Below are 26,602 nucleotides of genomic sequence, written 5' to 3' on the forward strand. Positions count from 1 at the left end.
AGCGCCGGGGCAGGTGCGCCGGGGCTGGAGCTGGTGCGCTCAGGTCGCCGGTTGGCCCCGAGGTCGCCGTAAGGTGACGGCGGTTTGGCACGTTTCCGGCGACTTCGGGGTCCTGACGGTGTCCGGACGGGGTCGGCTGCGGTCAGCGGCCGGCGAGCAGCCCGTGCACGACGCCGGCCACGGGTCCGGCGTGTGCCTTCTGCCAGCCCGTGCCCGCCCACAGGTTCAGGCGTTCCGCGTCGCCGGCTGCGGTGGCCGCGGCCCGGATGGGCGCCGTGAGGTGGTGGACGGCAGGGTAGGCCTCCGGCGCCTCGGGGTGGTCGCGGACGAATTCGTTCTCCAGGGCCCGTGCCTGCCGGCCGGTGAAGGCGCGCGTCAGCCGGGTTCGGGTGAAATGCGGATCGGCCAGGGCATCTTTATGCAACTGCTTGGCGCCGCTTTGGTCAGTGCGGAGAAACGCGGTGCCGAGCTGGGCTGCGACGGCCCCGGCACGCAGCACGGCGTCCAGCCCGGCCGCATCCATGATGCCGCCCGCAGCCACCAGCGGGAGGTCGACGGCGGACCGTACCTCGGCGAGCAGCTGCGCCGTTGTGCCGCCCGGCTGCGCCGCGTAAGCCGGCTGCGCCGGGGACGGGAGGAACGCCGCGCTGTGTCCGCCGGCGCTCGTGTGCTGCACGACGAGGGCGTCAACGCCTTGCCCGGCCGCCTGCACGGCCTCGGCCGCGGTGGTGACAGTGGCCAGTACCGCCGATCCCGCCCGCTGCAGGGCCCGAACGACGTCCGGGCCGGGCAGCCCGAAAGCGAAACTGACCAGCTCCACGGGGTCTGAGAGAAGGGCATCGATCTTTCCCTGCCATTCGTCGTCATCGTCGAGACGCAACTGCGGAAGCTCCACGCCGTAGCGCCGGGCGTCGGTGCGCAGCTGAAGCCGGTAATCCTCGAGCTCCGCCAGCACCGCCGCGGAGGGCGGCAGTTGGGCCGGATCCGGCACAAATACATTCATGCCGAACCGGGCGCCGGACTCCCGGAGGGTGCTGATTTCCGCCTGCATGGCCGCCACGCTCTTGTAGCCTGCCGCGAGGAAGCCCAGCCCGCCTGCGCGGTGCACGGCCTCGACGAAGGCCGCTGTGGAGGTGCCTCCGGCCATGGGCGCCGCGATGACGGGTGTGCCGACAAGATCGTGGGGCATTGCGGGCTCCTTGCAGCGATTCAGTAACCTGTTCCAGTGACTAACACTGACACGCCGCCGGCGGCGGACTCCGTTCCATCTTCCACCACGCCATCTGCCAAGGCGACGACGGGTGCCGTGATCGGCCTGGACATCGGCGGCACCAAAACCCGGGGCGTCAGGTTCGAAGGCGGCGCGCCCGTGGCCGATGAATCGGTGGGTAGCTCCAATGTCCAGAACGTCAGCCCCGAGGAAGCCGCCTTGAACCTGGCGGAACTCTTCGCCAGGATCGGCGGGGGAGACGTCGCCCAGGTCTACGCCGGAGCCGGCGGCATCGACACCGATGACGACGCCGCGGCGCTCGCGGCACTGATTGCCCCGCACGTACCCGGCGCCCGGATCACGGTGGTCCACGACTCCCGGCTGCTGCTCGCCGCAGGCGGCGCCAGCACCGGCGTCGCCGTCATCGCCGGCACCGGATCGGCCGCGTGGGGCAAGAATGGCCGCGGCGAGGAGGCCCGGGCCGGTGGCTGGGGCTACCTGCTCGGCGACGAAGGCAGCGGCTACTGGCTGGGCCGGGAGGCCGTCCGCCACAGCCTGCGCCGGATGAACCAGGGGCTGGAACCGGACGAACTCAGCACGGCCCTGCTGGCATCCTGCGGGGTGGATGACCCCAACAAGCTGATCGCCATGTTCCACTCGCCCGAGACCGGGCGCCGGTTCTGGGCCCAGCAGGCCCGGCTCGTGGTGGAGGCTGCAGTCGCAGGGCATGCGCCGAGCCGGGCCCTCATGGAACAGGCCGGGCGCGACCTCGCCGACCTCGCCGCGCAGACCGTCCGGCAGCTCGGCATCGAGGGCCCTGTCATCCTGGGCGGCGGACTCGGCATGAACGTGCCGAGGCTGCAGGAGTCGTTCCGCACGGCACTGGCCGCCGCGGGGATCACCGATGTCCGGGTCCTGGCGCAGGAGCCGGTCTTCGGGGTGCTGCAGCTGGTGGCGGAACAGGAGTAGTCGGGGGCGATCCGCCGGCCACTACGCTGGGGGGATGAGCATGCAATTCGACACCCGGCCCGCGGCCTACGCCGTCATCATCCGCGACGCCGGGATCCTCCTGGCGTACTGGAAGCAGGACGGCCGCGAGGGCTGGACGCTGCCCGGCGGCGGCCTGGACCTGGCCGAACACCCGGTGGACGGGTGCCGCCGCGAGATCCACGAGGAAACCGGTTACGACGCCGAGGTCGGCGCCATGCTGGGGATCGACGTCGGGCACTGGCCCTCCGAAGTCCGGCTCGACGGCGGCGTACGGGACTTCCAGTCGCTCCGGCTGGTCTACGAGGCGACGATCACGGGCGGGGAACTGCGTCACGAAGTGAACGGCAGCACCACCCACGCGGCCTGGATTCCGCTGGATGAGGTGGCGCAGCTGAACCGGGTCTCGCTCGTGGATGCCGGGCTGCGTCTGTACCGTGAGCGGCCGCTGAACGGAAAACTTTCCGGCTAAACCGCTGGCCAGGCACGGGCACCATGGCTATCCTGTAGAAACCGCCGGCCGCAGCAGGCCGGCAATCGACGGGGAGGTGGAAGCAATGAATGCGATATTTCTGAGCGCGCAGCGCACCGATACACGCCATGTCATTACTCCTGCCCCGTCCCACGGCGCAGCCTAGCCATCGAGCGCTAGTCTCCGCGCGCGGCATCCAAACCGCCGCAGCCCGCAATGCGCCGCACCACGGGGCCCCACCAAAGGGTTTTCGTTGACCATTCATCCTGCATCCCGGGGCGCCGGCAGCGCCCTCATTACCAATTCATCCGAACCTCATTCATCTGTGGCTCATTCATCTGTGCCTCATACGGCCGTGCCCTCCGATGAGGCTGGCCCCGAAGGTCCTGTCCTCTACGGCTACACGGCCGGCGTCGCCGATCGGTTCGCGGCCCAGCCGGTGCCGGGAGGCGACCGCCCGGGCCGCGTCATCCGGGTGGACCGCAACCTCGTCCTGGTGGCTGAGGGCGGCGGAACCGCCCACCTGCCCTACCCGCGCGGCGGGGAGCTTCCCGCCACCGGGGACTGGGTTTGGCTGGGTCCGAACGCGGCGGGGGAGCCCGCCATCGTGGGCATCCTGCCCCGCCACTCGGAGCTGAGCCGCAAGCGTGCCTTCGAGGCCTCGTCCCAGGCGCAGGTCCTTGGCGCCAACATGGACGTCGTCGGGATCGTCGTTCCGGTGGATCGTCCGCTCACGCACAACCGGCTCGAACGGACCCTGGTTGCGGCGTGGGACTCCGGTGCCACGCCGCTCGTGATCATCACGAAGGCGGACATCGCGGACCTCGCGGACGACGTCGTGGCGACGGTCGTGCGCCAGGCAGCCGGTGTCGACGTCGTCACCACCTCTGCCGAGAACGGCGATGGCCTCGATGAAGTGCTGGGCCATCTGCCGCCCGGCGGCACGCTGGTGCTGCTGGGGCCCTCTGGCGCCGGAAAATCCACGCTCATCAATGCCCTCGCCGGCGTCCCGGCCCGGGAGACGGGGGCAGTGCGGGCGGGCGACGGCAAGGGCAGGCACACCACCACGTCGCGCGCGCTCGTTCCCCTGCCCGGCGGCGCCGTCCTGATGGACACGCCGGGGGTGCGCGGCTTCGGGGTCTTCGACGCCGAGGGAGGAATGGAGGAGATGTTCGGCGACCTCGAAGAGCTCTTCGAGCACTGCCGCTTCTCGGACTGCGCGCACGGCCGGGAGCCCGGCTGTGCCGTGCAGGCGGCGCTCGCCGACGGCGTCCTGGAGGACCGCCGGTGGGCCAGCTACCTGAAGCTGCAACGCGAACTCGCCGCGCTGGCGCGCCGCCACGACGCGGCCGCGCGGCGCGCCTACCAGCGCGAATGGCACCAGAAGATCGCCGTAGCGGGCAAGAGCCAGCGGTCGGCCGAACGGGACAACCACGAGAACGCCCACGGCGGCGGAAAGGACCGCCAGGGCGGAAACAGCAGAAAAAACAGTGGCGCGAAGGGTGCGCGGTGGCCCCGCTGAAGCACACCGCCGGGTGGGACAAGGGCGGCGGTGGTGCGCCGGAAGGATTTCCGGGGCACCACCCATCCAAAATCGTTGTGCTTCCGAAGCCTTATGGGAGCCCCGCGCCGCTGACATAGTCCGGGGTGCTGGTTAGTCTATGAGCTAACTGCTTTATGGCCAGCACTGACGAACAGTGCGCTGGCCCGACCAATGTTGCCGCCAACAGTTAGGTAAGCCCGGAAATGGCCGAAGCCATGATCGAGTTCCAGAACGTCACCAAGCAGTACCAGGGCGGTCAGGCCGCCGTTGACGGGCTGACCATGTCCATCGATAAGGGCGCCATCACTGTCTTCGTCGGACCCTCCGGCTGCGGTAAGACCACGTCCCTGCGGATGATCAACCGCATGGTGGAGCCCACGTCCGGCGTCATCACCGTGGACGGGGCCGATGTCACTTCAATCCCTGCCGCGCAGCTGCGGCGGTCCATGGGGTACGTCATGCAGTCCTCCGGGTTGATGCCGCACCGCTCCGTGCTGGACAACATCGCCACCGTTCCCCGGCTCAACGGCGTGTCCAAAGCCGACGCCCGCAAGCGCGCCCAGGAACTGCTCGACGTCGTCGGGCTGGCCTCTTCGCTCGGCAAGCGGTACCCGTCCCAGCTCTCGGGCGGACAGCAGCAGCGCGTAGGCGTGGCCCGGGCACTCGCGGCCGATCCTCCGGTGCTGCTCATGGACGAGCCCTTCAGCGCCGTGGACCCGGTGGTCCGCGATGAACTCCAGAAGGAGCTCCTCCGGCTCCAGCATGACCTGGCCAAGACGATCGTATTCGTCACCCACGACATCGACGAGGCCACCGTCCTGGGCGACAAAGTGGCCGTGTTCGCCGTCGGCGGCAAGCTGGCGCAGTACGCGGCCCCGGCGGAGATCCTGCGGGCCCCGGCGAACGAGTTCGTGGCCTCCTTCGTGGGCCGTGACCGCGGGTTCCGGCACCTTGCGTTCAGCCCCTCCGACGGTGTCACCATCCACCCCGTCCCCACTCTCACGCCCGATCAGCTCAGGGCTGAGGGCGGCTCCGATGAATGGCAGCTGGTGGTCGACGACGCTCTCCGGCCCCTGGGCTGGGCCGGGCCCCGCAGCGCCGCCGGAACCGCCCCGGCGATGGTTCCCGGCGGCTCCCTGTTCCGGAAGGGGGACACGCTCCGCCGGGCACTGGACGCGGCCCTGTCCTCACCTTCGGGCCTTGGCGTTGCCGTGGACGACGACGGCCGGGTGGCCGGAGTCATCGGGGCCGCCGAAGTCCTCGCCGTCATCGAGTCAGACCGCAACGTCCGGCACGGAGGGCTCTGATGGAGTGGTTCCTGGCCAACAGGGCGGAAGTCTTCAGCCTCGCCGGCCAGCACCTCATCCTGGCCATCCTGCCGATGGTGTTCGGGGTCCTTATAGCCGTTCCGCTGGCCCAGCTCGCCCGGCAGAGCCGCGGGCTCCGGTCCGTGGTGCTCACCGGGTCCTCGTTGCTGTACACGATCCCCTCGCTGGCGCTTTTCATCATCCTGCCGACCATCCTCGGGACCCGGATCCTGGATCCGGTCAACGTGGTGGTGGCCCTGACCATCTACGCCATCGCCCTGCTGGTGCGCGCCACGCTGGATGCCTTCGACTCGGTGGACGAGGACCTGCGGCAGGCCGCCGTCGCCATGGGGTTCAAACCCTTCGCCCGCTTCATGCAGATCGACCTGCCGCTGTCCTTGCCGGTGCTGTTCGCCGGGCTGCGCGTGGTCTCGGTCAGCAATATCTCGCTGGTCAGCGTCGCGGCACTGCTCGGCATCGGCAACCTCGGAATGCTCTTCACCTCCGGCCTCCAGCGTGACTTCGTCACCGAAGTGGTGGTGGGCATCATCGCCATCCTTCTCCTGGCGCTGCTGATGGACGCCGTCCTGGTGCTGCTTGAACGGCTGCTGACGCCCTGGACCCGTGCCGCGGCGGCCACGGGTGGCGGCACCGGTTCGGGCGCCGGCCCGGACAGGACTGGCCCCGCCGCGGCGGCGATGCGGTTTTCGCGTCCCAAGACCGGAGGGGGAAACGCGTGAATAACGTCGTCACGGACACCTTTGCCTGGCTCAGCGATCCGGAGAACTGGTCCGGCAGCGCCGGAATCCCGGTGCGCCTGGCCGAACACCTGTTCTACACGGGCCTGGTGATGGTGATCGCCATCGCCATCGCCGTCCCGATCGGCCTGTTCGTCGGGCATACCGGTCGCGGGCGGGTTGCGATCGTGTCAGTCGCGGGCGCGCTGCGCGCCCTGCCCACCCTCGGCTTGCTCACCTTGTTCGTCCTGCTCGCGGGCATCGGGCTGATGCCGCCGATTTGGGCGCTCGTGATCCTGACCGTGCCGCCGCTGCTCGCCGGCACCTACGCCGGAATCTCCAGCGTCGACCGCAACGTAGTGGATGCCGCCCGCGCCATGGGCATGACCGAGTGGCAGGTCCTGTTCCGGGCGGAATTCCCGAACGCGCTGCCGGTGATGTACGGCGGGTTCCGGACCGGGGTGCTCCAGGTGATCGCCACCGTTTCCGTGGTCGCCTACATCAACCTGGGCGGCCTGGGCCGTTATCTGTTCGACGGGCTCGTGCTCTCCGACTTCCCGCAAATGCTGGGAGGCTCGCTGCTGATCGCCGCCCTTGCCATCAGCATCGACCTTATCCTCGCCCTAATTCAGAGGCTGTTCCTGTCACGGGGCGCCTCATCCAAGCCGAACCGCAGCCAGCAGGCTGCGGTTGATCTCACAGACCCCGTGATCGCGGAGACTGTTGTTCAAGGAGGTACGTCATGAAGGAATCCCGCCAACGAGGCCTGGGCCGGCGCGCATTCGGCGGCCTGGCCGTCGGCGTCGGCCTGGCCATGGCCCTGTCCGCCTGCGGAGGCTCATCAAACCCGCTGAGCTCGGCCCCGGCCAGCAGCGGTGCCGCCTCCGGTTCCGGCGGTGCCCTGGTGATCGGGTCGGCTGATTTCCCCGAGAGCCAGATCCTCGCCGAGGTCTACGCCGGCGCCCTGAACGCCGCGGGCGTCACCGCCAGCACCAAGCCGAACATCGGCTCGCGCGAGGTCTACATCAAAGCAGTCCAGGACGGCTCAGTGGACGTTGTTCCCGACTACAGCGGCAACCTGCTGCTGTATGTAAACAAGGACGCCACCGAGGTCTCCGCCGAGGACATCGCCAAGGCACTCCCGACCAAGCTCCCGCAGGGCCTGGCCGTGCTCGATGCCTCCAAGGCTGAGGACAAGGACGCCATGGTGGTCACCAAGGCCACGGCCGAGAAGCACCAGCTGAAGTCCATCGAAGACATGGCGAAGGTCTGCGGCGATCTCGTCATCGGCGCCCCGGCGACCTTCGCCGAGCGCGCCTACGGCCTGCCGGGCCTGGCGAAGAACTACAACTGCGTGCCCAAGAAACTCGAGCCGTTCAGCGACGGCGGCGGCGCCGTCACGCTCAAGGCGCTGCTCTCGGACCAGGTCCAGGTCGCGGACATCTACACCACCACCCCGTCCATCCCGGACAACGACCTCGTGGTGCTGGAGGATCCGAAGAACAACTTCATCGCCCAGCAGGTGCTGCCGCTCTACAACACGGCCAAGATGACGGACAAGGCGAAGGAAGCCCTCAACAACGTGTCCAAGGTCCTCACCACGGAAGACCTCATCAACCTCAACCGTGCCGTCAGCGGCAGCCAGAAGCAGAACCCGAAAGATGCCGCCGACGCGTGGCTGAAGGAAAAGGGCCTCGCCCAGCAGTAGACCACCGGCGTCGTTGTTGTTACTGCGGCCCCCGCGTGTGAGTCATGTCTCAGCGGAAGAACATCCTCCATATGGCATATTTGATGAATGGCAGAATTCAAGCAGTCCACCAAGCTTCATAATGTCCTTTACGACATCCGTGGACCGATTCTTCAGGCCGCCCAGCAGATGGAGGCGGAGGGTCATCGCATCCTCAAACTGAACATCGGAAACCCGGCCCCCTTCGGGTTTGAAGCGCCGGACGCGATCCTGGTGGACATGATCCGCCACCTGCCGCATGCCCAGGGCTACAGCGACTCGCGCGGCATTTTTTCGGCCCGCACCGCCGTCTCGCAGTACTACCAGACCCGCGGGATCCAGAACATCCACGTGGATGACATCTACCTCGGCAATGGCGTCAGCGAACTGATCACAATGTCGCTCATGGCCCTGCTCGACGACGGCGATGAGGTCCTCATCCCCACCCCGGACTACCCGCTGTGGACGGCCTCGGTTGCCCTGGCCGGCGGGAAGCCCGTGCACTACCTCTGCGACGAGGAATCCGGCTGGCAGCCCGACCTCGAGGACATGGAAGCGAAGATCACGCCGCGCACCAAGGGCATCGTGGTCATCAACCCGAACAACCCGACAGGTGCGGTGTACCCGAAGGCGACGCTGAAGAAGATCGTCGCCCTCGCGGAAAAACACGGCCTGGTGCTCTTCGCCGACGAAATCTACGAGAAGATCCTCTACGAGGACGCGGTACACGTAAACCTCGCCTCGCTCACCGGCGACGATGTCCTGTGCCTGACCTTCAGCGGGCTCTCCAAGGCCTACCGGGTCTGCGGCTTCCGGGCCGGCTGGATGGCCATCTCCGGGCCGAAAAAGGCCGCCGCGGACTACCTCGAGGGCATCAACCTGCTGGCCAACATGCGCCTCTGCGCCAATGTGCCGGCCCAGCACGCCATCCAGACCGCCCTCGGCGGTTACCAGAGCATCAACGACCTGATCCTGCCCGGCGGGCGCCTCCTGGAACAGCGGAACAAGGCCTATGACATGCTCAACGCCATCCCGGGCGTCAGCACCCAGCAGGCCCGCGGGGCCATGTATCTGTTCCCGAAGCTGGACCCCGAGGTCTATCACATCCGCGACGACGAGAAATTTGTCCTGGACCTGCTCCGCGAGCAGAAGATTCTTCTGTCCCACGGCAGGGCGTTCAACTGGGTCCGTCCGGACCACTTCCGGATGGTGACGCTGCCTAACGTCAAGGACCTCGAAGAAGCAATCAACCGCATGGCGGACTTCCTGAGCCGGTACAAGGGGAACTAGGCTTCGGTCAGCAGCGGAGTTCGGGGACTCGCCCGTGCAGCGGCTGCACGAAACTGGAAAGAGGCTTTCCATGACAGATGCTGTGATGTTCGAGCGGCACCCCGCCGAGACGCTGCTGGTCGGAAAAAAATTCAAGCTGAAGGACTGCGACCCGGACTCCACCCCGGGCTACCCCGGCGGGAAATCCGACGGCGAGGCGCTCCTGGCAGAGCTCGATGGCAAGCTGACCACCCTGCAGGAGCAGCTTTTCGCCGAATCCCGGTTCGGCGGCACCAAGCGCGTCCTGCTGGTCCTGCAGGCGATGGATACCGCAGGCAAGGGCGGGATCGTCAACCACGTCATGGGCCAGATGGACCCGCAGGGTGTCCAGCTCAAGTCCTTCAAGGCGCCGACCCCGGAGGAGAAATCCTACGATTTCCTCTGGCGGATCGAGAAGGCAGTGCCGGCGGCCGGGATGGTGGGCGTTTTTGACCGCTCGCATTACGAGGACGTCCTGATTCACCGGGTCCACCGCTGGGCAAGCCCCGAGGAACTGGAGCGGCGCTACAAGGCCATCAACGAATTCGAGGCAAGGCAGGCGGCAGCCGGGACCACGGTGGTCAAGGTCATGCTCAACATCAGCCGGGACGAGCAGAAGGACCGGCTGCTCGCCAGGCTGGATGACGAAACCAAGGTGTGGAAGTACAGCAGCACCGACCTCAAGGAGCGCGCCTTCTGGGGCGACTACATGGATGCGTACCAGGAGGCGTTCGAGAAGACGGCCACTGACATCGCGCCCTGGTACGTCGTGCCGGCCAACAAGAAGTGGTACGCCCGCATCGCGGTGCAGCAGCTGATGCTGGACGCCCTGGAAGGGCTGAAGCTGCAGTGGCCGGATCCGGAGTTCGACGTCGATCTGGAACGGGATCTGGTCGAACGCTCCTAATACGGAGGGAACCGGCCCGCCGCGGCGTGCCGGTGCCTAGTTCTTGTCCGCGGCCTGGTCCCGGGCGGCGGCGAGCCGCTTGCGGGCGCCTTCCAGCCACTGTTCGCAGCGCTTGGCCAGCGCTTCGCCGCGTTCCCACAGCGCGAGCGATTCCTCCAGGCTTGCGCCGCCGGCCTCCAGCTTGCCCACCACGGCGACCAGCTGCTCGCGGGCGTCCTCGTAGCTGAGGGCCTCGATGTCGGCGTTCGGGTTGGGTTCTGCTGCCATGTGGGTGCTCCTTGGTTGTCGCGGTTTGTGCCGCGGTGACGCTGTCTGTGGTGCTGACCGTGGTGCCTGTTCGGGGCGCTGACGGGTGGCCGTGTTGGCGCTGACGGGTGGCCGTGTGGCCACGACCGTCCGCCTGGGTTATTCCTCGGCCGGTTCCTGGCCGCCGGTGGATTGGGCGGTGAACCGGCCGCCGGCCACCCGAACCGTGAGGTCCGTGCCGGCGGGCGCCTGGGACGGATGGCGCACAACGTCCCGGTGCGCTGCGGGGGCGTTTCCGGCGCCGGCGAGCTGGACCACCGCGTAGCCGCGATCCAGTGTCTTTTGCGGCGAGAGTGCACGCACCTGCGCCTTGAGGTGGACCAGTTGGTCCGCTGCCCGCACGACGGCGGCGCTGATCGCCGAGTGCGAGCGGACCTTGAGCCGTTCGACGTCCTCGTGGCGCTGGCTGATCATGACGTCGGGGGAGAGCAGCACGGGGCGCGAACGCAGGGAGGCCAGCCGGTCGCCCTCGCGTTCAACGAGCCGGGTGACTCCGCGACGGAGCTGGTCCCGTGCCTGCCGGACCCTGACAAGCTCCTCGGCGACGTCGGGAACTATCCTCTTCGCGGCGTCGGTGGGCGTTGATGCCCTGAGGTCTGCGACGTCATCGAGGATAGGCCGGTCCGCTTCGTGCCCGATCGCGCTCACCACGGGGGTGGACGCGTCAGCGACGGCCCGGATGAGCTCCTCGCTGCTGAACGGCAACAGGTCCTCGAGGGCGCCCCCGCCGCGGGCGATGACGATGACGTCGACCACGGGGTGGGCGTCGAGTTCCCGCAAGGCCGCGATCATCTGGGCTACGGCGGTGTTCCCCTGGACCGCTACTTCGCGGATCTCGAATTCGACGGCCGGCCAGCGCAGGGCGGCATTGCGCAGCACATCCTTCTTGGCGTCAGAGTCGCGGCCGGTGATCAGGCCGATCCGGTGCGGGAGCAGGGGAAGCCGCTTTTTGCGGGAATCGGCAAAGAGTCCTTCGGTGGCGAGGGCCTGGCGCAGCCGCTCGATCCTGGCCAGGAGGTCGCCGAGGCCCACGGGCCGGATGTCCTTCACGGACATGTTCAGCCGGCCCGTCTTGAGCCAAAATTCGGCCTTGATCAGGGCTACAACCCGGGAACCGCGTTCGAGCGGGGCGGCCTGGCGGTCCAGCACTGTGGTCCAGACCGATGCCGGCAGCGAGATTTCGGCGTCGATGTCCCGCAGTGTCAGGTAGGCGTTGCTGCCACGCCGGTTGAGCTCGATTACCTGCCCCTCAACCCACGCCGAGGGCGCGCGGTCGATATGCATCTTGAGCTTCTGGGACAGCAACTGCAGCGGCCAGGGGTTGTCCGGACTGGTTTGGGCCGCGGTGGCCGGTAGCGTGGTTGCTGCCGCCGCGTCCTCAGGCATGCGTGGGCTCCATGGCCGGAAGTGCCTGGTGGAGTGCCTTGTGCATATGTGTGCGTGTCCTTTGCTGCGTGCCGGTTACTGCATGTCCTTACACCGGGACTGCCGGCGGCCCGCTTCCCGGCGGGTGGGCCGGCCGGCAGCCGGAAGTTGTCTCTGTCAACTCTATCCATAGCTCACCACCGGGGTCCGACTTTATGGCCGCGCCCGGCCCCGCCCTAGGATGGGAGGGATGCCATCAACCTCCTAGGAATCCCTTGCGCACTTTTGTCTCTGCCGTCGCCGTCCTCATCGGGCTCCTGATGGCAGCCGTCGCCGTTCCAGCCATGTGGGTGGACCAGAACATCGTCCAGGAAGAGGGCTTCGTTGCCCTGACCGCGCCGCTGGGCAAGGACCCGGCGTTCCAGCAGCGGCTGGCCGCGGCCGCCGTCGACGGACTGGCCGCCAGCGCCGGCATTCCCGAAGCCTTCACGGAGCTGGCCCGGCCGGTCCTGGACAGCGCGGCGCGCTCGCTGACGGGACTGCCCGGCTACCCCGACGCCTGGGCTGAAACCCTGCGCAGGAGCCACCGCCTCACGTTCGCGGACCCCAGCACGCTGCCGCCGGAGGTTGACGGCACGTCCTCGCTCACCCTGGATGTCGCGCCGCTTGCCGGGCTGGTGGCCAAGCAGGTCACTGCGGCGACCACCCTTCCGCTGGAGGCGCCCGGCCAGGTGCTGATCCATATCGGGCAGTCCGACCAGCGCCAGATGATCGAACGCGTTACCGTCTACGCCCCGATGGGCTACGCCGTTGCCGTCGGCTCGGCCATCGCCTTCATTCTGGCGTTCGTTGCGGCCCGACGCCGGTGGACCGTGCTGGTCGGGATGGGCGTTGGAACGCTGGTGCTCGCGGGGGTGTGGAAGCTGGCCAGCGACGCCGCCGGCGCCGCGGTCGCCGGGACCTCGAGCGGTAACGATGTGGCGGAGCTGTTCAAGAACGAGTTCGTCGCGGCGTGCTCTGCCAGCTTCGGCCAGTGGATCGTCGCTGCTGCCGTCGCGGGAGCGGCACTGGTAGCCACGGGAGTGGCTGTCCGGGTCGCCGGCGGGCGCAAACGGGGCAGGATTGAACACCGGTAGCATGGGAGCATGACCACCACCGCTGTCTCCGTTCCGATGCCATCCGTTCCGCGCAGGCGGCGTTCACCGGAAGACGTCCTGGCCGCGGCCCCGGTCGCCGGTCCCAAAAAGGTCCTTCTGGCAGCCCCGCGCGGCTACTGTGCCGGCGTGGACCGTGCAGTCATCGCGGTGGAAAAGGCCCTGGAACACTACGGCCCGCCGGTCTACGTCCGCAAGCAGATCGTGCACAACGTCCATGTGGTCAGCTCACTGGAGGAAAAGGGCGCCATCTTCGTCGATGAAACCGACGAGGTCCCGGAAGGCGCCCTCGTCATCTTTTCCGCGCACGGAGTCTCGCCGGCCGTCGTCCAGTCCGCCGAGGACCGCGGCCTGCGCACCATTGACGCGACCTGTCCGCTGGTCACCAAGGTGCACCGCGAAGCCGTCCGGTTCGCCAAGGATGACTTCGACATCCTGTTGATCGGCCACGACGGCCATGAGGAAGTCGAAGGCACCGCCGGCGAGGCCCCCGAACACATCCAGATCATCAACGGCCCGCACGAGGTCGACAAGGTCACGGTCCGCGACCCGGAGAAGGTCATCTGGCTCTCGCAGACCACCCTCAGCGTGGACGAAACCATGGAGACCGTACGCCTGCTCAAGCAGCGGTTCCCCACCCTGCAGGACCCGCCCAGCGACGACATCTGCTACGCCACCACCAACCGCCAGGTGGCCATCAAGAAGATCTCGCCCCAGGCGGATCTGGTGATCGTGGTGGGTTCCGCCAACTCCTCAAACTCCGTCCGCCTCGTGGAGGTGGCACTGGAATACGGCGCCAAGGCCTCCTACCGGGTCGACTTCGCCAATGAGGTTGACGAGACGTGGTTTGAGGGCGTCGCCACGGTGGGCGTGACGTCGGGGGCCTCCGTCCCGGAAGTCCTCGTCAAGGACGTGCTGCGGCTCCTCGCCGACTACGGCTACGGATCGGTCGAGGAAGTCGTCACGGCCGAGGAAGACCTCCTGTTCTCCCTGCCGAAGGAGCTCCGGGCCACCCTGAAGCAGGCCGGCGACGTCACCCGCGTCCTCGGCGGCCGCGGCACCCGCCCCGAACAGTCCTAGGCCCCGAACAGTCCAAAGCACTGGACAGTCCTGGGCACCGAACAGTCCTTGGTACTGGACAGTCCTTGGGCGCTGAGACCTAGGCGCAGTGCACCTAGGCCGCGGACTCTTCTGACTCGTCACGGGACTGAAGTTCCGGGGCTGCGACTGCCCGCGGTGTGACTTCGACGGCGGGGGGAGTGGCCAGTCCGGCGGTTTCCAGGGCGTTGAGTTTCCTCGCGGTGGGCAGGACGCGGGCCTCAAGGGTCCCGACCATGGAGTTGTACCGCTCAACCGAGGTCTTCAGCGAGGACCCCAGCTTGGTGACGTTCTCGCCGAGCGTGCCCATCCGGTCGTAGAGCTGCCGGGCGAGCTCGAAGAGTTCCCGGGCGCTGTCCGTCAACACGTCCTGCCGCCACGTGAACGCCACCGACTTCAGCACCGCCAGCAGGGTCCCGGGGGAGGCCAGGACGACGTTCTTGGCCAGTGCGTAGTCCAGCAGGGCCGGGTCGGCTGTGAGGGCGGCGGCCAGGATCGATTCCGCCGGCAGGAAGCAGACCACCAGCTCCGGAGAGTTGCCTGGGATGTCCCAGTACTTCTTGCTGCCCAGCGCGTCCACATGGGCCTTTAGGGCCTTGGCATGGGCGGCGAGGTGCGCCTGCTGGCTGCCGGGCAGCTGCGAGGACTGCTGGCCTGCCTGGGCGGCGCCGAGGTCCTGGGCGGCAAGGTACGACGCCAGAGGGACCTTTGCGTCGACCACCAGCTGCTTGTCGCCGGGCAGCTGCACCACGAGGTCGGGCCGGAGGCTGCCGTCCGTGCCGGAGCTGTGGGCCTGCCCGCTGTGGAGCTGTTCGTGGAAGTCCACGTGCCGCAGCATGCCTGCCGCCTCGACCACCCGGCGCAGCTGGACCTCGCCCCACTGGCCGCGGGCGCTGTTGGAGCGCAGGGCGGACTCCAGCGCATGCGTGGACCGCAGCAGCTGCTCATCGGACAGGCGGGCCTCCTGCAGTTGCTGGGCCAGTTGGCCGTACTGCTCCAGCCGGTCGCGTTCGAGCAGGGATACCTGCTGCTGCACGGCGGTGAGCTTTTCCGCCACGGGCGCCAGCGCACGGAGCACACTGCCGTCATGGTTCCGGGACTCGCCGAGCTCGCGGTTCTGGGCCGCGAGCAGGCGCCTCTCGGCGTCGGCGGCGGCGAACTGGGCGCTGACGTCGGACAGCCGGGCTGACACGCCGTCGAAGTCCTGTTCCACGGCCAGGTAGCGCCGGCGCAGCAGGACATAGACGACGGCGGCGCCCGTGACGGCGCCCGTAAGCAGCATGAGCAGGGCGAGAATCAGTGAAAAAGCTTCCATGCCTTCACTGTGGCATGCCCCTGTGACAGTTTTGGTTTCGACGCCCGGAACACCCGGAACATCCCGGGACACCGTGGGATGTACCCGCCGCAACACCCCGACATCGCCCCGCGACCGCCCCCACACCGCCCCGCGCCCGCGCCGGCACCCTGCCGCCCCACAGGTGTAGCCACGGGCCCGCAGCAACGGCCGGCCGCTGGTGCGGGTAGAATATATGCTCGTGGCTCTTACTATTGGCATCGTCGGACTGCCCAACGTCGGCAAATCAACCCTTTTCAACGCACTGACCCGAAACCAGGTCCTCGCGGCGAACTATCCGTTCGCCACGATCGAGCCCAACATCGGCGTCGTGAACCTGCCGGATGCCCGGCTTGAAAAGCTGGCCGGCATCTTCGGCTCCGCCCGCCTGCTGCCCGCCGCCGTGTCCTTCGTGGACATCGCCGGCATCGTCAAGGGCGCCTCCGAGGGCGAGGGCCTCGGCAACCAGTTCCTCGCCAACATCCGCGAGGCCGAGGCCATCGCGCAGGTTGTCCGCGTGTTCGATGACCCGGACGTCATCCACGTCGACGGCAAGGTCGATCCCAGCTCCGACATGGAGACGATCAACACCGAGCTGATCCTGGCCGATCTGCAGACCATCGAAAAGGCCATCCCGCGGATCGAAAAAGAAGTCAAGATCAAGAAGCGGGAGGCGGCAGAGCTGGCGGCCATCCTGGCGGCGCAGGCAGTGCTGGAACGCGGCGACACCATCTTCTCTTCCATCAAGAGCGACAAGCTGGAGATGGAGCACCTCAAGGAACTCGGCCTGCTCACGGCCAAGCCTTTCATCTATGTCTTCAACTCCGACGAGGGAATCCTCGGCAGCCCGGAGAAGCAGGCGGAACTGCGTGCCCTCGTGGCCCCTGCCGACGCCATCTTCCTGGACGCCAAGCTCGAGTCCGACCTGGTGGAGCTCGACGAGGCAGAAGCCCGCGAGATGCTGGAAATGAACGGCCAGGATGAATCCGGGCTGGACCAGCTGGCCCGCGTCGGCTTCCACACCCTCGGACTGCAGACCTACCTGACGGCCGGCCCCAAGGAAACCCGCGCGTGGACCATCCGCCAGGGCGACACCGCCCCGCAGGCGGCCGGCGTGATCCACTCCGATTTCCAGCGCGGTTTCATCAAGGCCGAGGTCGTCTCCTTCGATGACCTGATCGAGGCCGGTTCCATGGCCGAGGCGAAGGCCCGTGGCAAGGTCCGGATCGAAGGCAAGGAATACATCATGGCCGACGGCGACGTCGTTGAATTCCGCTTCAACGTCTAGTTCCTGACCTCTCTGAGGCCTTAGAGGCGCGGGGCTAGAAAGTGCGGCTCAACGCGCCACGGTCCGGTGACCGGCATCAAGGCGCCGGGTCCAGCCGCGAGAGTCCAGATGTTCAAGCAACGGGACTGCGACTCGACGGGTCGTGCCCAGAGTCTGGCGCGCTTGGCTCGTGGTGAAGGGCTGCTCCAGACCGGCCAGTAGGCGCATCGCAAGGGCGGGGGCCGTCGGCAGTAGAACCACCCCATCGCGCAACCGCAGCAGACGCCCGGTGCGCTCCGCCGCCGCGAGCTCGCGGGCGCCCAAGCCCAGTGCGGCCAACTCCTGGGCTTCGGGGGCGTGAAACGGATGTGCGGTCAGCGTGCGCTCCACCTCGGCGATCGCTGGCTCTGCGGCGCCGAGAGAATCTCGGCTGCCAGGCAGCCGGACGTGGCCGCCCTCCGCTTCCAGCCGTGCGCCGCGGATGACGTGGGACAGCAGCCTCTCCTCGGGCAACTGCAGTAGGTCCCGCGCCGCGCCCAAGGACATTCCGGCGGCCAGCGGGTCACGTTCCTGCAATGCCTGGACCGCGGCGCGCAGCCGTTCCTGCCATGCCTCGAGGACAGGCGCATGCACCCACCAATCACCGATGACCTGGACCTCCGGGGGCGCGGCCGTCTCGGGACCGGGCAACAGCCCCAGCCGGTGAAGGTGTTCTGCCCGAACTGCTCCGCGGGCGGCGACTTCACCGAGCACGTCGCCGGCGGGGTCGAGGCCGGAAAGCCGCTCCGCCCAGCGGGCGCCGTCGCCCCGCCGCCGCAGGGAAGGCGGATCGGCGTCGAGGATACGCGCCCCACCCAGCACTGACCGGCTTCCGGGGTCGCGCAGCACCAGCCGGTCGCCGAGAACGAGGGGCAGTTGCCTGTCAAGGACGAGCCGGGCGTGATCCGCGCCGAATGGCCGTAAACGGGCAGGCACGGACGCGGTGCCAACGTGCACCATGAGCTGTTCGGGCACAGCCGTATAGGCCACCCCTGTCGTGCGCTGAATACCGACGACGCCGGTCGTGGGCCACGCGTCCGGGGTCAGCAGCGCATCTCCCCGGCGGATGTCCGTGGCGGCAACGTCCCGTAGGTTCAACGCCACCCGGCTGACGGGCTGCACGGACGCAAAGGCGGTGTCCCTGCTTTGCAAACCGCGGACCACCACGGCCCGGGAACCGTCGTGGCTGAGCAGCTGGAGCCGGTCACCCCGTTCGAGTGTTCCTGCCGCCAGCGTTCCGGTCACTACCGTTCCCGAACCGGAAATCGTGAACGAGCGGTCAACCCACAACCGGACCCGCCCTGAGGTGGCGGGGGCGGGCACGCGGGCCAGGACGCCGTCGAGTGCTGAACGCAGGTCGGCCAGACCGGTACCGTCAATAGCGGATACGGCAACTGCGGGGGCTTCCCTCAGGCCCGTGCCGGCCAGCTCCGTGCGGGTCCGCGAGAGCACGTCCGCGATCCGACGGCTGGACGCCCGGTCCGCACGGCTTAGCACGACCACGCCGTGTTCTATTCCAAGCGCAGCGACGGCATCCCGGTGATCACTTGACTGCGCCTGCCAACCCTCGTCCGCGGCGACGACGAAGCAGACCACCGGGGCCGGTCCGATTCCGGCAAGCATGTTTCCCAGGAAGCGTTCGTGGCCCGGTACGTCGACGAACGCTACATTCTGTCCGGACGGGAACGTGGTCCAGGCGTAACCTAGGTCGATGGTCAGCCCGCGGCGCCGTTCTTCCTCCCAACGGTCCGGCTCCATGCCGGTGAGGGCGCGAACTAGGGTGCTTTTGCCGGAATCGACGTGCCCGGCGGTGGCTACGACGTACACTCCTCAGCCCACCCCGCCTGCGTCCGCGGCCTTGAAGGCTGCCAGCGCTTTCCGTATCGCGTCGAGAATCCTGTCGTCATCCGCCGGGGCGATGCAGCGCAGATCGATCAGGCACGAGCCATCGTTGACGCGTGGCAGCACAGCCGGATCACCGGTGCGCAAAAGTCCTGCGAGTCCCTCTGGGAGCCGTAGTGCCCATCCCGGCAGAGGCACTCCCGGGGCGCCGCCGCCACCTACCCGACCGTCATGGGACACCACGGGCACGTCGAGTTCCCGGGCGAGCCGGTCCGTGCGGCGCCGCAAGTGCCCGGCGTCGGCGTGCAGGGCCCGGACAACCGGTGGCGGGCCGCCCGCCAGCGTGGCTTCCAAGGCGGCAAGGGCGAGTTTGTCAGCCCGGACCGCACGGGCGAGCGGGTGGCGGGCCAACCGCGTGATGATTTCCTTGCGGCCCAGCAGCAAGCCAGCCTGTGGGCCGCCGAGTAGCTTGTCACCGCTGGCGATCACGACGTCGGCTCCGCTCACCAAGGCGGAGGCGGCGTCCGGCTCCTCCGGCAGGAAAGGGTCGGGCGACAAGAGCCCGCTGCCCAGGTCGGCCACCAGAGGTACCCCGTGGGCGACGGTCAGCGGGCTGATTTCGTGCAACGGGACAGTGGAGGTAAATCCGTCGACCCGGAAGTTGCTGGGATGGACCTTGAGTACGCACCCGGTGTTCGACCCCAGAGCACCGGCGTAGTCGTGTAGGTGGGTGCGGTTGGTCGTACCTACCTCGCGTAGCTTCGCCCCCGTCGACTCCATTAAGTCGGTCAGCCTGAAGCCGGCACCGATCTCGACCAGTTCCCCGCGGCTCACCACCACCTCCCGGCCGGCGGCCAAGGCAGTCGTGGCCAACACCAGCGCTGCGGCGCCGTTGTTCACCACCAGCGCATCCTCAGCCGCGGGACAGGCGGCGAGTAATGCAGCGCGCGCGCCGGCGCCGCGCCCGCTCCGGCTGCCGGTTGCCAAGTCGAGCTCCACGTCAACGTAGCCGCTGGCCGCGATAACAGCTTCCACCGCGTCTTCAGAAAGTGGAGCACGGCCGAGGTTGGTATGGACGATGACGCCGGTTGCGTTGAGCACCGGACGAAGGGTCGTCGCCGTGCGGTCGGCTACGGCGGCGATCAGTGTTCCTTCCACTTGTCCGGGCGGGAGCTCACCACGCCGTGCCTGATCCTGGATTTGACGAACGAGGTCGCGGATGACGCGCTCGTTCAGCCTGCTCCGGGCCTTGGAGACGGTCGGCAGAGCCAGCAGGTCATCGGTGCGCGGAATCAGGCGCCGGGGATCGACCGGGTCCACAGCCCTCCTCTGCTCGCGGCGCTCGGGCCGGAAGTTGGCGGTGGCGGACGGGAATCGAACCCGCCAGGCCGAGATGCTCGGCCGCACCGGTTTTGAAGACCGGGGGGCCCACCAGGACCCGGACGCCACCGGGGCTCAATATAGCAGGGTTGCCTGAAGGAGTACGCTAGGCGGGTGAACGAGGCCCAGACGCCAGTCCAGCAACTCGGTACCGGTGCTGCCGGAACTCTCCGGCTCACCGGCTATGCCCACGGTGGCGGCTGCGCGTGCAAGATTCCGCCCGGCGAACTCGAAGAAGCGGTACGCGGACTCACCGGCCAGCCCGGCGCCGATGTGCTGGTCGGGCTTGACAGCGGCGACGACGCAGCCGCCGTTCTGGTCCGTGGGGACCTGGCCATATTGTCCACCGCTGACTTTTTCACCCCCGTGGTAGACGACGCCTTCGATTGGGGCCGGATCGCCGCCGCCAATGCGCTCTCCGACATTTACGCGATGGGCGGGCGCCCGATTATGGCGATTAACCTCGTCGGCTGGCCCCGTGGCGTACTGCCGCTGGAATTGATGACCGAGGTACTCCGCGGTGGCCTGAGCGTGGCCGCCGAGGCAGGGTGCCCGGTCATAGGCGGACACACTATCGACGATCCGGAACCGAAGTACGGCATGGCGGTCACCGGCGTCGTCCACCCCGACCGATTGCTGCGGAACGACGCCGCCCGGCCCGGGCTGCCCATCACGCTCACCAAACCGATCGGCGTCGGACTGCTCAACAACCGTCACAAGCAGACCGGCGAAGTGTTCACCGAAGCAGTAAAGACGATGACGCGCCTGAACCGCGACGCCGCCGAGGATGCGGTGGCGGCCGGTGTGCGGGCAGCCACGGACGTGACGGGCTTTGGCTTGCTCGGACACCTGTACAAGATGTGCCGGGCCTCCGGGGTCGGGGCAGTGGTGGACCGGAAAGCGGTGCCGCACGTCGACGGCGCCCGGGAAGCGTTGCGCGATGGGTTTGTCTCCGGCGGAACGCGGCGCAACCTGGACTGGGTGCGGCCCTACCTGCGTGCCGCCGCGGGCGTCACGGAGGACGATCTTCTCCTGCTCGCCGATGCACAGACCTCCGGCGGGCTACTCGTCGTCGGTGAATTGCCGGGCCATCCAGTCATCGGACACACCATCGCGGGCCAGGGCATCGAGATCCGCTGAAACCCGGCCATTCGTCTTCAGCCGCCGGTGGTGATCGCGTCGTCGGTGATTCCGGCCGCACGGCGGGCGGCGAGCCGCGTCTTCTGCGGTTCGATGGTGTACCGCGGATCTCTGGCCGAGGCGAGGCCCGCCTCAAATACACCAAAACGCGTCAGGGCGGACGCGGTCAGCAACGCGAGTCCGGAGGCCGCAGCCGCTCCGCGGTGTCGGCCGCCCAGCAGTGTTCCCAGCCCGCCGGCGACCGCCAAACGCTCGCTCCATTTCAGCATGGCGCCCGCCTTGCCCTGGTGTAGGGGTTCCGCCGCCACCGGGTCCATCCGTTGTTTCATGACTTTCATGGCAACCACCTCACCTAAGACGCCGAGCACGGCGAGCTTCCGGGCCGGCCCCGTTTCGCGCACCGGCGTGGTGACCATGGCGAGCCCGGCAGAAGCGAGGGCTGCCGAACTTACGAAGACGAACGGCAGTTCCTCGTGGGCAGCGTTCCACGTCGGTGTGGCGGTGTCTCCGAGCAGCACTGCCGTGTAAGCCGCCAGAGGTCCGGCAAAGACGGCGGCCTCGAAGCCGGCCGGTCCCTCGACAGCCCGCAGCACGCTCCGCAACGGGCCCAGCGGAAGCCGGGATCCGCTCATCCGGTCGATCTCCGCCACCGCCGAGACCCCCGCGCCTGCGCTGAAGGCGCTGAGGATCCACGAGCCCACACTCATCGGCGAAGTGACCTTGAAGGTCCGCAGCATATGCAGAAAGCGCTCCGGCCTGCCGAGGTCCTTCACAAGCGCAACAGCCCCGGCACTTACCGCTGCCAAAGCGCTCAAACGCGCGTTACGGCGCAGCGTCGGCCGCCCGCTCAACTGGCCGCCGAGTCCGAGCAAAGCCGAGCCGGCGGCAACGCCGCCCAGGAACAGGTACGCGGCCACATCATTACCCCAGGGTGCCGGCTTTACAACCGGACGGCCGTAATACGAGCTGAATTCCGGCTCGGGAACCATGGGCATTTCCCGGGAGCCGTCGCCATTGGCCGGGCGGCGGCCCGGTCCTCGTTTGCCCTCCCGCCGGCGACGGCGGGCGGGTTCCGATGGCCGGAAGCTGTCGAACTCTGAGAGGGTCATGCACGCCCTCCCAGGAATGCCACTGCAACTGCCGCGGCCATGCCCGCTACTGCCATGCCGGCCCTTCGGTACATCTGCGGAAGGTCGGCCGTGGGTACCCGTGGGTCCGGCGGAAGTCCGTAGACCTCGGGTTCGTCGAGGAGCAGGAAGACTGATCCGGTTCCGCCGACGCCGTCGTTTTCGTTCGCACCGTAGAGCCTTGCCTCCGTCAGACCTTGCGCGTGCAGGCTGGAAACGCGTTCCCTGGCCGTCTCCACCATGTCGTCATGGTCGCCGAACTTGATAGACGTCGTAGGGCACGCTTTGGCGCACGCGGGGGTCTCATCCGCGACCAGCCGGTCGTAGCACAGCGTGCACTTCTGAGCGATGCCCGCATTGGGGACGGCGGGATGCTTGGCGTGCTGGTCGTTCCTGCTGGTGGCCACCTTGACCGAGCCATCGGCGCGGCGCTCGATGACGCCGAAAGGACATCCGGCGACGCAGGTTCCACAGCCGTTGCAGACGTCATCCTGTACCACCACGGTGCCGAATTCGGTGCGGAAAAGCGCTCCGGTGGGGCACACATCGAGGCACCCGGCGTGCGTGCAGTGCTTGCAAACGTCGGAGGACATCAACCACCTGAAGTCTGCCGTGTCCGGGGGCGTGATGTCGGCCTCGGCCAGGTCCGTCGCAGCTGGCGATGCCGTGGCCGGCGGACCAATACGCGGCATGCCCAGGCTCACCAGGGCGCGGCCTGATTCCCGTGCCTCCACAATGCGGTCCTGACCTTGCTCGATGAACGCCACATGACGCCAAGTGCTGGCGCCCAGCGCCCCGGTGTTGTCGTAGGACGACCCGAGCAGCTCCAGATTGCCGTCCTGCGGGTTATGGTTCCACTCCTTGCAGGCAACCTCGCAGGCCTTGCACCCGATGCAGATCGAGGTGTCGGTGAAAAAGCCCTTCCGCGGATGGCTGTGCTCCCAGTGGGCATCGGCGGTGGGGTCGGTCGGTCCGGACAGCTGGCCCATCTAGTCCTCCAACATCGGATTGGTAATGGCGCGGTTGCCGGTCTCGGCGGTCAGTCCCGCCCGCGCCTGATAGGCGGCGACCATTGCCCGCAGTTCCTGCCCGCGCGGCCGGCGGCCCGGGCGGATATCGCAGGAGGCGACCTTGGACTCCTGGATCTGGACGTTGGGGTCCAGCGTCACGCCAAGCAGGTCATTGGCGGCGTCGCCACTGACGACGGCGTTACTGCCCACGCCCCAGTGGTAGGGCAGCCCGATCTGGTGCACGGTGTGACCGCCCACGGCCAGGGGTTTCAGCCGGTCAGTGATGAGCACCTTCGCCTCTATGGCCGAGCGGGGCGAAATAATGGTGGCCCACCCGTAGGGCTCAAGCCCCCGCTCGGCAGCCAGTTCAGGCGAAACCTCACAGAACATCTCCGGCTGCAATTCGGACAAGTAAGGAAGCCAGCGGCTCATCCCGCCGGCGGTGTGATGCTCAGTAAGCCGGTACGTGGTGAAGACGTACGGGTACACGTCGGCGCCGGGAGTGCCGGCACTTGGCGCACTGAAGTTGCCCGCGTGCGGGAACACCAACCGCGCCGGACTCTGCTGCTGCGGGTAGAGCGCGTTGGCCACGGGGGATTCCTGAGCCTCGTAGTGGGTGGGAAGGGGCCCATCCACAAGGCCCTTCGGGGCGAACAGCCAGCCCTTGCCGTCGGCCTGCATGATGAAGGGGTCATCTCCGCTAAGGGCTGCAGGGCCGCCGAGGGCCGGGTCGGGCTGGCTTCCCGGAGCCCGGTCCACCGGGAAATCGGGAACGTCGTCGCCGACCCACTTTCCTTGCTCCTGGTCCCACCAGATGTATTTCTTCCGCTCGCTCCACGGCTTACCGGCGGGATCCGCGGACGCACGGTTGTAGAGGACCCGGCGGTTGGCCGGCCATGCCCAGCCCCATTCCGAAGCCACGGGCCCTTGTTCCTGACCAGGCTTACGGTTGGCAGCGTGGTTGGAGCCACCAGCGTAAACACCGGTGTAGATCCAACAGCCAGCGGCCGTGGAACCGTCGGCGCGAAGTTCGGTGTAGGCGGAGAGGGGCTTACCGGCGTCCGGTCCAGCCAGTTGGCGGCCGTTGATCTCCGCAAGCACAGCCTCGGCATCCGGATCGCCGTGCTCATCCGTGGGATAGTCCCAGGTCAGGTCGAGCAGCGGACGGTCCCGCTCGTCCTCGGAGCCAGCCAGCTTCGCCCGGATCCGTTGGCCTAGCTCGAAGAAGAACTGCAGTTCGCTCTGGCACTCCCCGGGCGGTGCCACCGCCTGGTGCCGCCACTGCAGCAGACGCTGGGTCTGCGTGAACGAGCCGGCTTTCTCCACATGGGTGGCTGCGGGCAGGAAGAAGACTTCGGTCTCGATGTCCTCGGTGCGCAGTTCGCCGGATTCGATCTCCGGGCCGTCCTTCCACCAGGTGGCCGACTCGATCATGTTCAGGTCACGCACCACCAGCCACTTCAGATGGGACATGCCAAGCCGTTGCAGCCGGCCGTTGGCCGAGCCCACTGCGGGGTTCTGTCCAAGGATGAAGTAGCCCTCCACCTCGTCCTTGAGCATGCTCATAGTGGTCTCATATGTGCCGTGCGCCCCCGTCAGCCGCGGAAGGTAATCATAGGCCCAGTCGTTGTCCGCGGTCGCGGCTTCACCCCACCAGGCCTTCAGCAGGCTGACGGTGTAGGCGTCGGCGTCGGCCCAAAAGCCCTTTTGCTGTTTTGACCCGACGGCTGCCAGATATTCACTGAGGCTGTCGTGGCGGCCGGCACTGGGCATCGGCAGGTAGCCGGGTAGCAGGTTGAACAATGTGGGGATGTCGGTGGACCCCTGGATGCTGGCATGGCCGCGAAGGGCCATGATCCCGCCGCCGGGGCGCCCCACGTTTCCCAGCAATAGCTGAAGGATCGCCGCGGCCCGGATGAACTGCGCTCCCAAGGAATGCTGAGTCCAACCCACCGCGTAGGCAAAGCAGGTAGTCCGGTCGCGTCCCGAGTTTTCCGTGATGCTGCGGGCAAGATACTCGAAATCCGCCACTTTGATGCCGCACATGTCCCGGACCATCTCCGGGGTGTACCGGGCATAATGCCGCTTGACGATCTGGAAGACCGTCCGGGGGTCTTGCAGGGTGTCGTCCCGCTGAACTTCGGCATGCTCCAGCGGCGGCCCGCCACTGCCGAAGGTGTCGGCGGCAGCACGGGCGGACGCTTCGGCGCCGTGTTCGCGGCTGGGCCCGGGCTCATGAATCGCGCCCTCACCTTGTTCCGCGTACGCCCAGGACGACGTGTCGTACGCCCTTTTTTCCGGATCGAAACCGGAGAACAGGCCGCCCAGGTCCTCGGCATCGCGGTAGTCCGCATGCACCAGCGTCGCCGCATTGGTGTACGCGCCGACGTACTCCTTGAACCAGAGGTCATTGGTGATGACGTAGTTAATCAGGGCCCCCAGAAGGACGACGTCAGAGCCGGCCCGGATCGGAATGTGCTTGTCCGCGACGGCGGAGGTACGCGTGAAGCGGGGATCGACGTGGATGACCTTAGCTCCGCGTGCCTTAGCCTCCGCAACCCACTGGTATCCCACCGGGTGGCATTCGGCCATGTTGGAGCCCTGAATGACGATGCAGTCGGCATTGGCCATGTCCTGCAGTGATTGCGTCGCACCACCGCGCCCAAACGAGGCTCCCAAACTGGGAACCGTGGAGGAGTGTCAAATGCGGGCTTGGTTCTCGATCTGTACCGCACCGGCAGCCGTGAAGAGTTTCTTGATCAGGTAGTTCTCTTCGTTATCGAGTGTTGCCCCGCCCAGCGAAGCAATCCCCATCGTGCGGCGAAGCAGCCTGCCTTCCCCGTCTTCTTGCTGCCACGTCCTGCGGCGGGTCTCGATGAAGCGGTCCGCCACCATGTCGACGGCGGTGGCCAGGTCCAGGTGCTGCCACTGGGTGGAGCGCGGCGCACGGTAAAGCACACCGGTTTGACGGCCTGGCGAGTTGACCAACTGTTCACTGGCAGAGCCCTTGGGGCACAAGCGGCCGCGGGATATTGGCGAATCCGGATCGCCCTCGATTTGAACGACCTTTTCGTCCTTGACGTAGACCAGCTGTCCGCAGCCCACGGCGCAATACGGGCACACGCTCTGCACCACGCGGTCAGCGGTGACCGTCCGTGGAGTAATGGCCCTGGTCTGCGGGGATGTCACCGCCGGACCGCGGCCCAAGAGGTCGCCCGTACTCAACTGCCGGACGACCGGCCACTGAAGAAAACTGCGTCGTGCCATGAAAGGAGCCTACCCAATCAGGGCCCCGGGGAACAGGGGCGGGTACTGACTGTGGAGGAACGAGTGTCATGGTTTCC

22 protein-coding genes and 1 tRNA gene are annotated in these 26,602 nt (G+C 67.6%); 13 read left to right on the plus strand and 10 right to left on the minus strand.

Annotation, left to right across the window (positions count from 1 at the left end):
* Positions 1–142: 142 nt before the first annotated feature.
* Entirely contained in the window at positions 143–1,189 is a 1,047-nt protein-coding gene (locus AC1DZV_RS06045; protein ID WP_476953232.1) for a nitronate monooxygenase, read from the minus strand.
* Positions 1,190–1,225: 36 nt separating this feature from the next.
* On the opposite strand from AC1DZV_RS06045, the gene AC1DZV_RS06050 reads away from it, so the two are divergent.
* The 9 genes from AC1DZV_RS06050 (at position 1,226) to AC1DZV_RS06090 (ending at position 10,197) form a co-directional block, all read left to right on the plus strand.
* The gene (locus AC1DZV_RS06050) at positions 1,226–2,179 is read left to right on the plus strand and encodes an N-acetylglucosamine kinase (RefSeq protein WP_476950031.1); all 954 of its coding nucleotides are present in this window, start codon (positions 1,226–1,228) and stop codon (positions 2,177–2,179) included.
* A 34-nt stretch (positions 2,180–2,213) separates the two neighbouring features.
* Positions 2,214–2,669: an NUDIX hydrolase gene (locus tag AC1DZV_RS06055; protein ID WP_028275721.1), complete on the plus strand. Its 456-nt coding sequence runs from the start codon at positions 2,214–2,216 to the stop codon at positions 2,667–2,669.
* A gap of 355 nt (positions 2,670–3,024) precedes the next feature.
* Positions 3,025–4,191, plus strand: a complete 1,167-nt coding sequence (gene rsgA, locus AC1DZV_RS06060) for a ribosome small subunit-dependent GTPase A (protein ID WP_476953233.1) — start codon at positions 3,025–3,027, stop codon at positions 4,189–4,191.
* 224 nt (positions 4,192–4,415) lie between these two features.
* Positions 4,416–5,519, plus strand: a complete 1,104-nt coding sequence (locus AC1DZV_RS06065; RefSeq protein ID WP_476950029.1) for an ABC transporter ATP-binding protein — start codon at positions 4,416–4,418, stop codon at positions 5,517–5,519.
* On the plus strand, positions 5,519–6,259 hold the full coding sequence (locus AC1DZV_RS06070) for an ABC transporter permease (RefSeq protein WP_476950028.1): 741 nt from the start codon (positions 5,519–5,521) through the stop codon (positions 6,257–6,259). Before AC1DZV_RS06065 ends, AC1DZV_RS06070 begins: the two co-directional genes overlap by 1 nt.
* Positions 6,256–7,002 (plus strand): ABC transporter permease, encoded by a 747-nt coding sequence (locus AC1DZV_RS06075; protein ID WP_476953234.1) that lies wholly within the window; start codon positions 6,256–6,258, stop codon positions 7,000–7,002. The genes AC1DZV_RS06070 and AC1DZV_RS06075 overlap by 4 nt, the downstream gene beginning before the upstream one ends.
* Positions 6,999–7,964 carry an ABC transporter substrate-binding protein gene (locus tag AC1DZV_RS06080; RefSeq protein WP_028275717.1) on the plus strand — a complete coding sequence of 322 codons (966 nt, stop codon included), beginning with the start codon at positions 6,999–7,001 and terminating at the stop codon, positions 7,962–7,964. The genes AC1DZV_RS06075 and AC1DZV_RS06080 overlap by 4 nt, the downstream gene beginning before the upstream one ends.
* Positions 7,965–8,051: 87 nt before the next feature.
* Positions 8,052–9,272 carry a pyridoxal phosphate-dependent aminotransferase gene (locus AC1DZV_RS06085; RefSeq protein WP_079550274.1) on the plus strand — a complete coding sequence of 407 codons (1,221 nt, stop codon included), beginning with the start codon at positions 8,052–8,054 and terminating at the stop codon, positions 9,270–9,272.
* A gap of 70 nt (positions 9,273–9,342) precedes the next feature.
* Positions 9,343–10,197 carry a polyphosphate kinase 2 family protein gene (locus AC1DZV_RS06090; RefSeq protein ID WP_476950026.1) on the plus strand — a complete coding sequence of 285 codons (855 nt, stop codon included), beginning with the start codon at positions 9,343–9,345 and terminating at the stop codon, positions 10,195–10,197.
* A 36-nt stretch (positions 10,198–10,233) separates the two neighbouring features.
* Here the strand turns inward: AC1DZV_RS06090 and AC1DZV_RS06095 are convergent, their stop codons facing one another.
* Together AC1DZV_RS06095 and xseA are read right to left on the minus strand one after the other, a co-directional pair.
* The gene (locus AC1DZV_RS06095; protein WP_018773784.1) at positions 10,234–10,464 is read right to left on the minus strand and encodes an exodeoxyribonuclease VII small subunit; all 231 of its coding nucleotides are present in this window, start codon (positions 10,462–10,464) and stop codon (positions 10,234–10,236) included.
* 138 nt (positions 10,465–10,602) lie between these two features.
* Positions 10,603–11,889 carry an exodeoxyribonuclease VII large subunit gene (gene xseA, locus AC1DZV_RS06100; protein ID WP_476953235.1) on the minus strand — a complete coding sequence of 429 codons (1,287 nt, stop codon included), beginning with the start codon at positions 11,887–11,889 and terminating at the stop codon, positions 10,603–10,605.
* A gap of 254 nt (positions 11,890–12,143) precedes the next feature.
* On the opposite strand from xseA, the gene AC1DZV_RS06105 reads away from it, so the two are divergent.
* Together AC1DZV_RS06105 and AC1DZV_RS06110 are read left to right on the plus strand one after the other, a co-directional pair.
* Positions 12,144–13,004 carry a hypothetical protein gene (locus tag AC1DZV_RS06105; protein ID WP_028275713.1) on the plus strand — a complete coding sequence of 287 codons (861 nt, stop codon included), beginning with the start codon at positions 12,144–12,146 and terminating at the stop codon, positions 13,002–13,004.
* 9 nt (positions 13,005–13,013) lie between these two features.
* Positions 13,014–14,102 carry a 4-hydroxy-3-methylbut-2-enyl diphosphate reductase gene (locus AC1DZV_RS06110; RefSeq protein WP_476953236.1) on the plus strand — a complete coding sequence of 363 codons (1,089 nt, stop codon included), beginning with the start codon at positions 13,014–13,016 and terminating at the stop codon, positions 14,100–14,102.
* Between the two features lie 94 nt (positions 14,103–14,196).
* Here AC1DZV_RS06110 and AC1DZV_RS06115 read toward each other — a convergent pair whose 3' ends face one another.
* Entirely contained in the window at positions 14,197–15,435 is a 1,239-nt protein-coding gene (locus tag AC1DZV_RS06115) for a DNA recombination protein RmuC (RefSeq protein WP_028275711.1), read from the minus strand.
* Positions 15,436–15,655: 220 nt separating this feature from the next.
* Between AC1DZV_RS06115 and ychF the strand changes: the two genes are divergently transcribed.
* A complete protein-coding gene (gene ychF, locus AC1DZV_RS06120; protein ID WP_028275710.1) occupies positions 15,656–16,741 on the plus strand; it encodes a redox-regulated ATPase YchF in 1,086 nt (361 codons plus the stop codon).
* Positions 16,742–16,789: 48 nt separating this feature from the next.
* Here ychF and selB read toward each other — a convergent pair whose 3' ends face one another.
* From selB to AC1DZV_RS06135, 3 genes are all read right to left on the minus strand, one after another.
* Positions 16,790–18,586 (minus strand): selenocysteine-specific translation elongation factor, encoded by a 1,797-nt coding sequence (selB, locus tag AC1DZV_RS06125; RefSeq protein WP_476953237.1) that lies wholly within the window; start codon positions 18,584–18,586, stop codon positions 16,790–16,792.
* 3 nt (positions 18,587–18,589) lie between these two features.
* A complete protein-coding gene (gene selA / locus AC1DZV_RS06130; RefSeq protein ID WP_476953238.1) occupies positions 18,590–19,921 on the minus strand; it encodes an L-seryl-tRNA(Sec) selenium transferase in 1,332 nt (443 codons plus the stop codon).
* A gap of 35 nt (positions 19,922–19,956) precedes the next feature.
* A tRNA-Sec gene (locus tag AC1DZV_RS06135) sits at positions 19,957–20,051 on the minus strand.
* Positions 20,052–20,095: 44 nt separating this feature from the next.
* Between AC1DZV_RS06135 and selD the strand changes: the two genes are divergently transcribed.
* Entirely contained in the window at positions 20,096–21,121 is a 1,026-nt protein-coding gene (selD, locus tag AC1DZV_RS06140; protein WP_476953239.1) for a selenide, water dikinase SelD, read from the plus strand.
* A gap of 17 nt (positions 21,122–21,138) precedes the next feature.
* On the opposite strand, the gene nrfD is transcribed toward selD, so the two are convergent.
* The 3 genes from nrfD to fdh are packed head-to-tail and all read right to left on the minus strand — an operon-like array spanning position 21,139 to position 26,525.
* Positions 21,139–22,230, minus strand: coding sequence for an NrfD/PsrC family molybdoenzyme membrane anchor subunit (gene nrfD / locus AC1DZV_RS06145; RefSeq protein WP_243180963.1), 1,092 nt, complete (start codon positions 22,228–22,230; stop codon positions 21,139–21,141).
* A complete protein-coding gene (locus AC1DZV_RS06150; protein ID WP_476953240.1) occupies positions 22,227–23,237 on the minus strand; it encodes a 4Fe-4S dicluster domain-containing protein in 1,011 nt (336 codons plus the stop codon). Before AC1DZV_RS06150 ends, nrfD begins: the two co-directional genes overlap by 4 nt.
* Positions 23,238–26,525 (minus strand): formate dehydrogenase, encoded by a 3,288-nt coding sequence (gene fdh, locus AC1DZV_RS06155; protein WP_476950022.1) that lies wholly within the window; start codon positions 26,523–26,525, stop codon positions 23,238–23,240.
* Between the last annotated feature and the right edge of the window lie 77 nt (positions 26,526–26,602).

This window comes from Arthrobacter sp. P1_D12 (assembly GCF_056406175.1).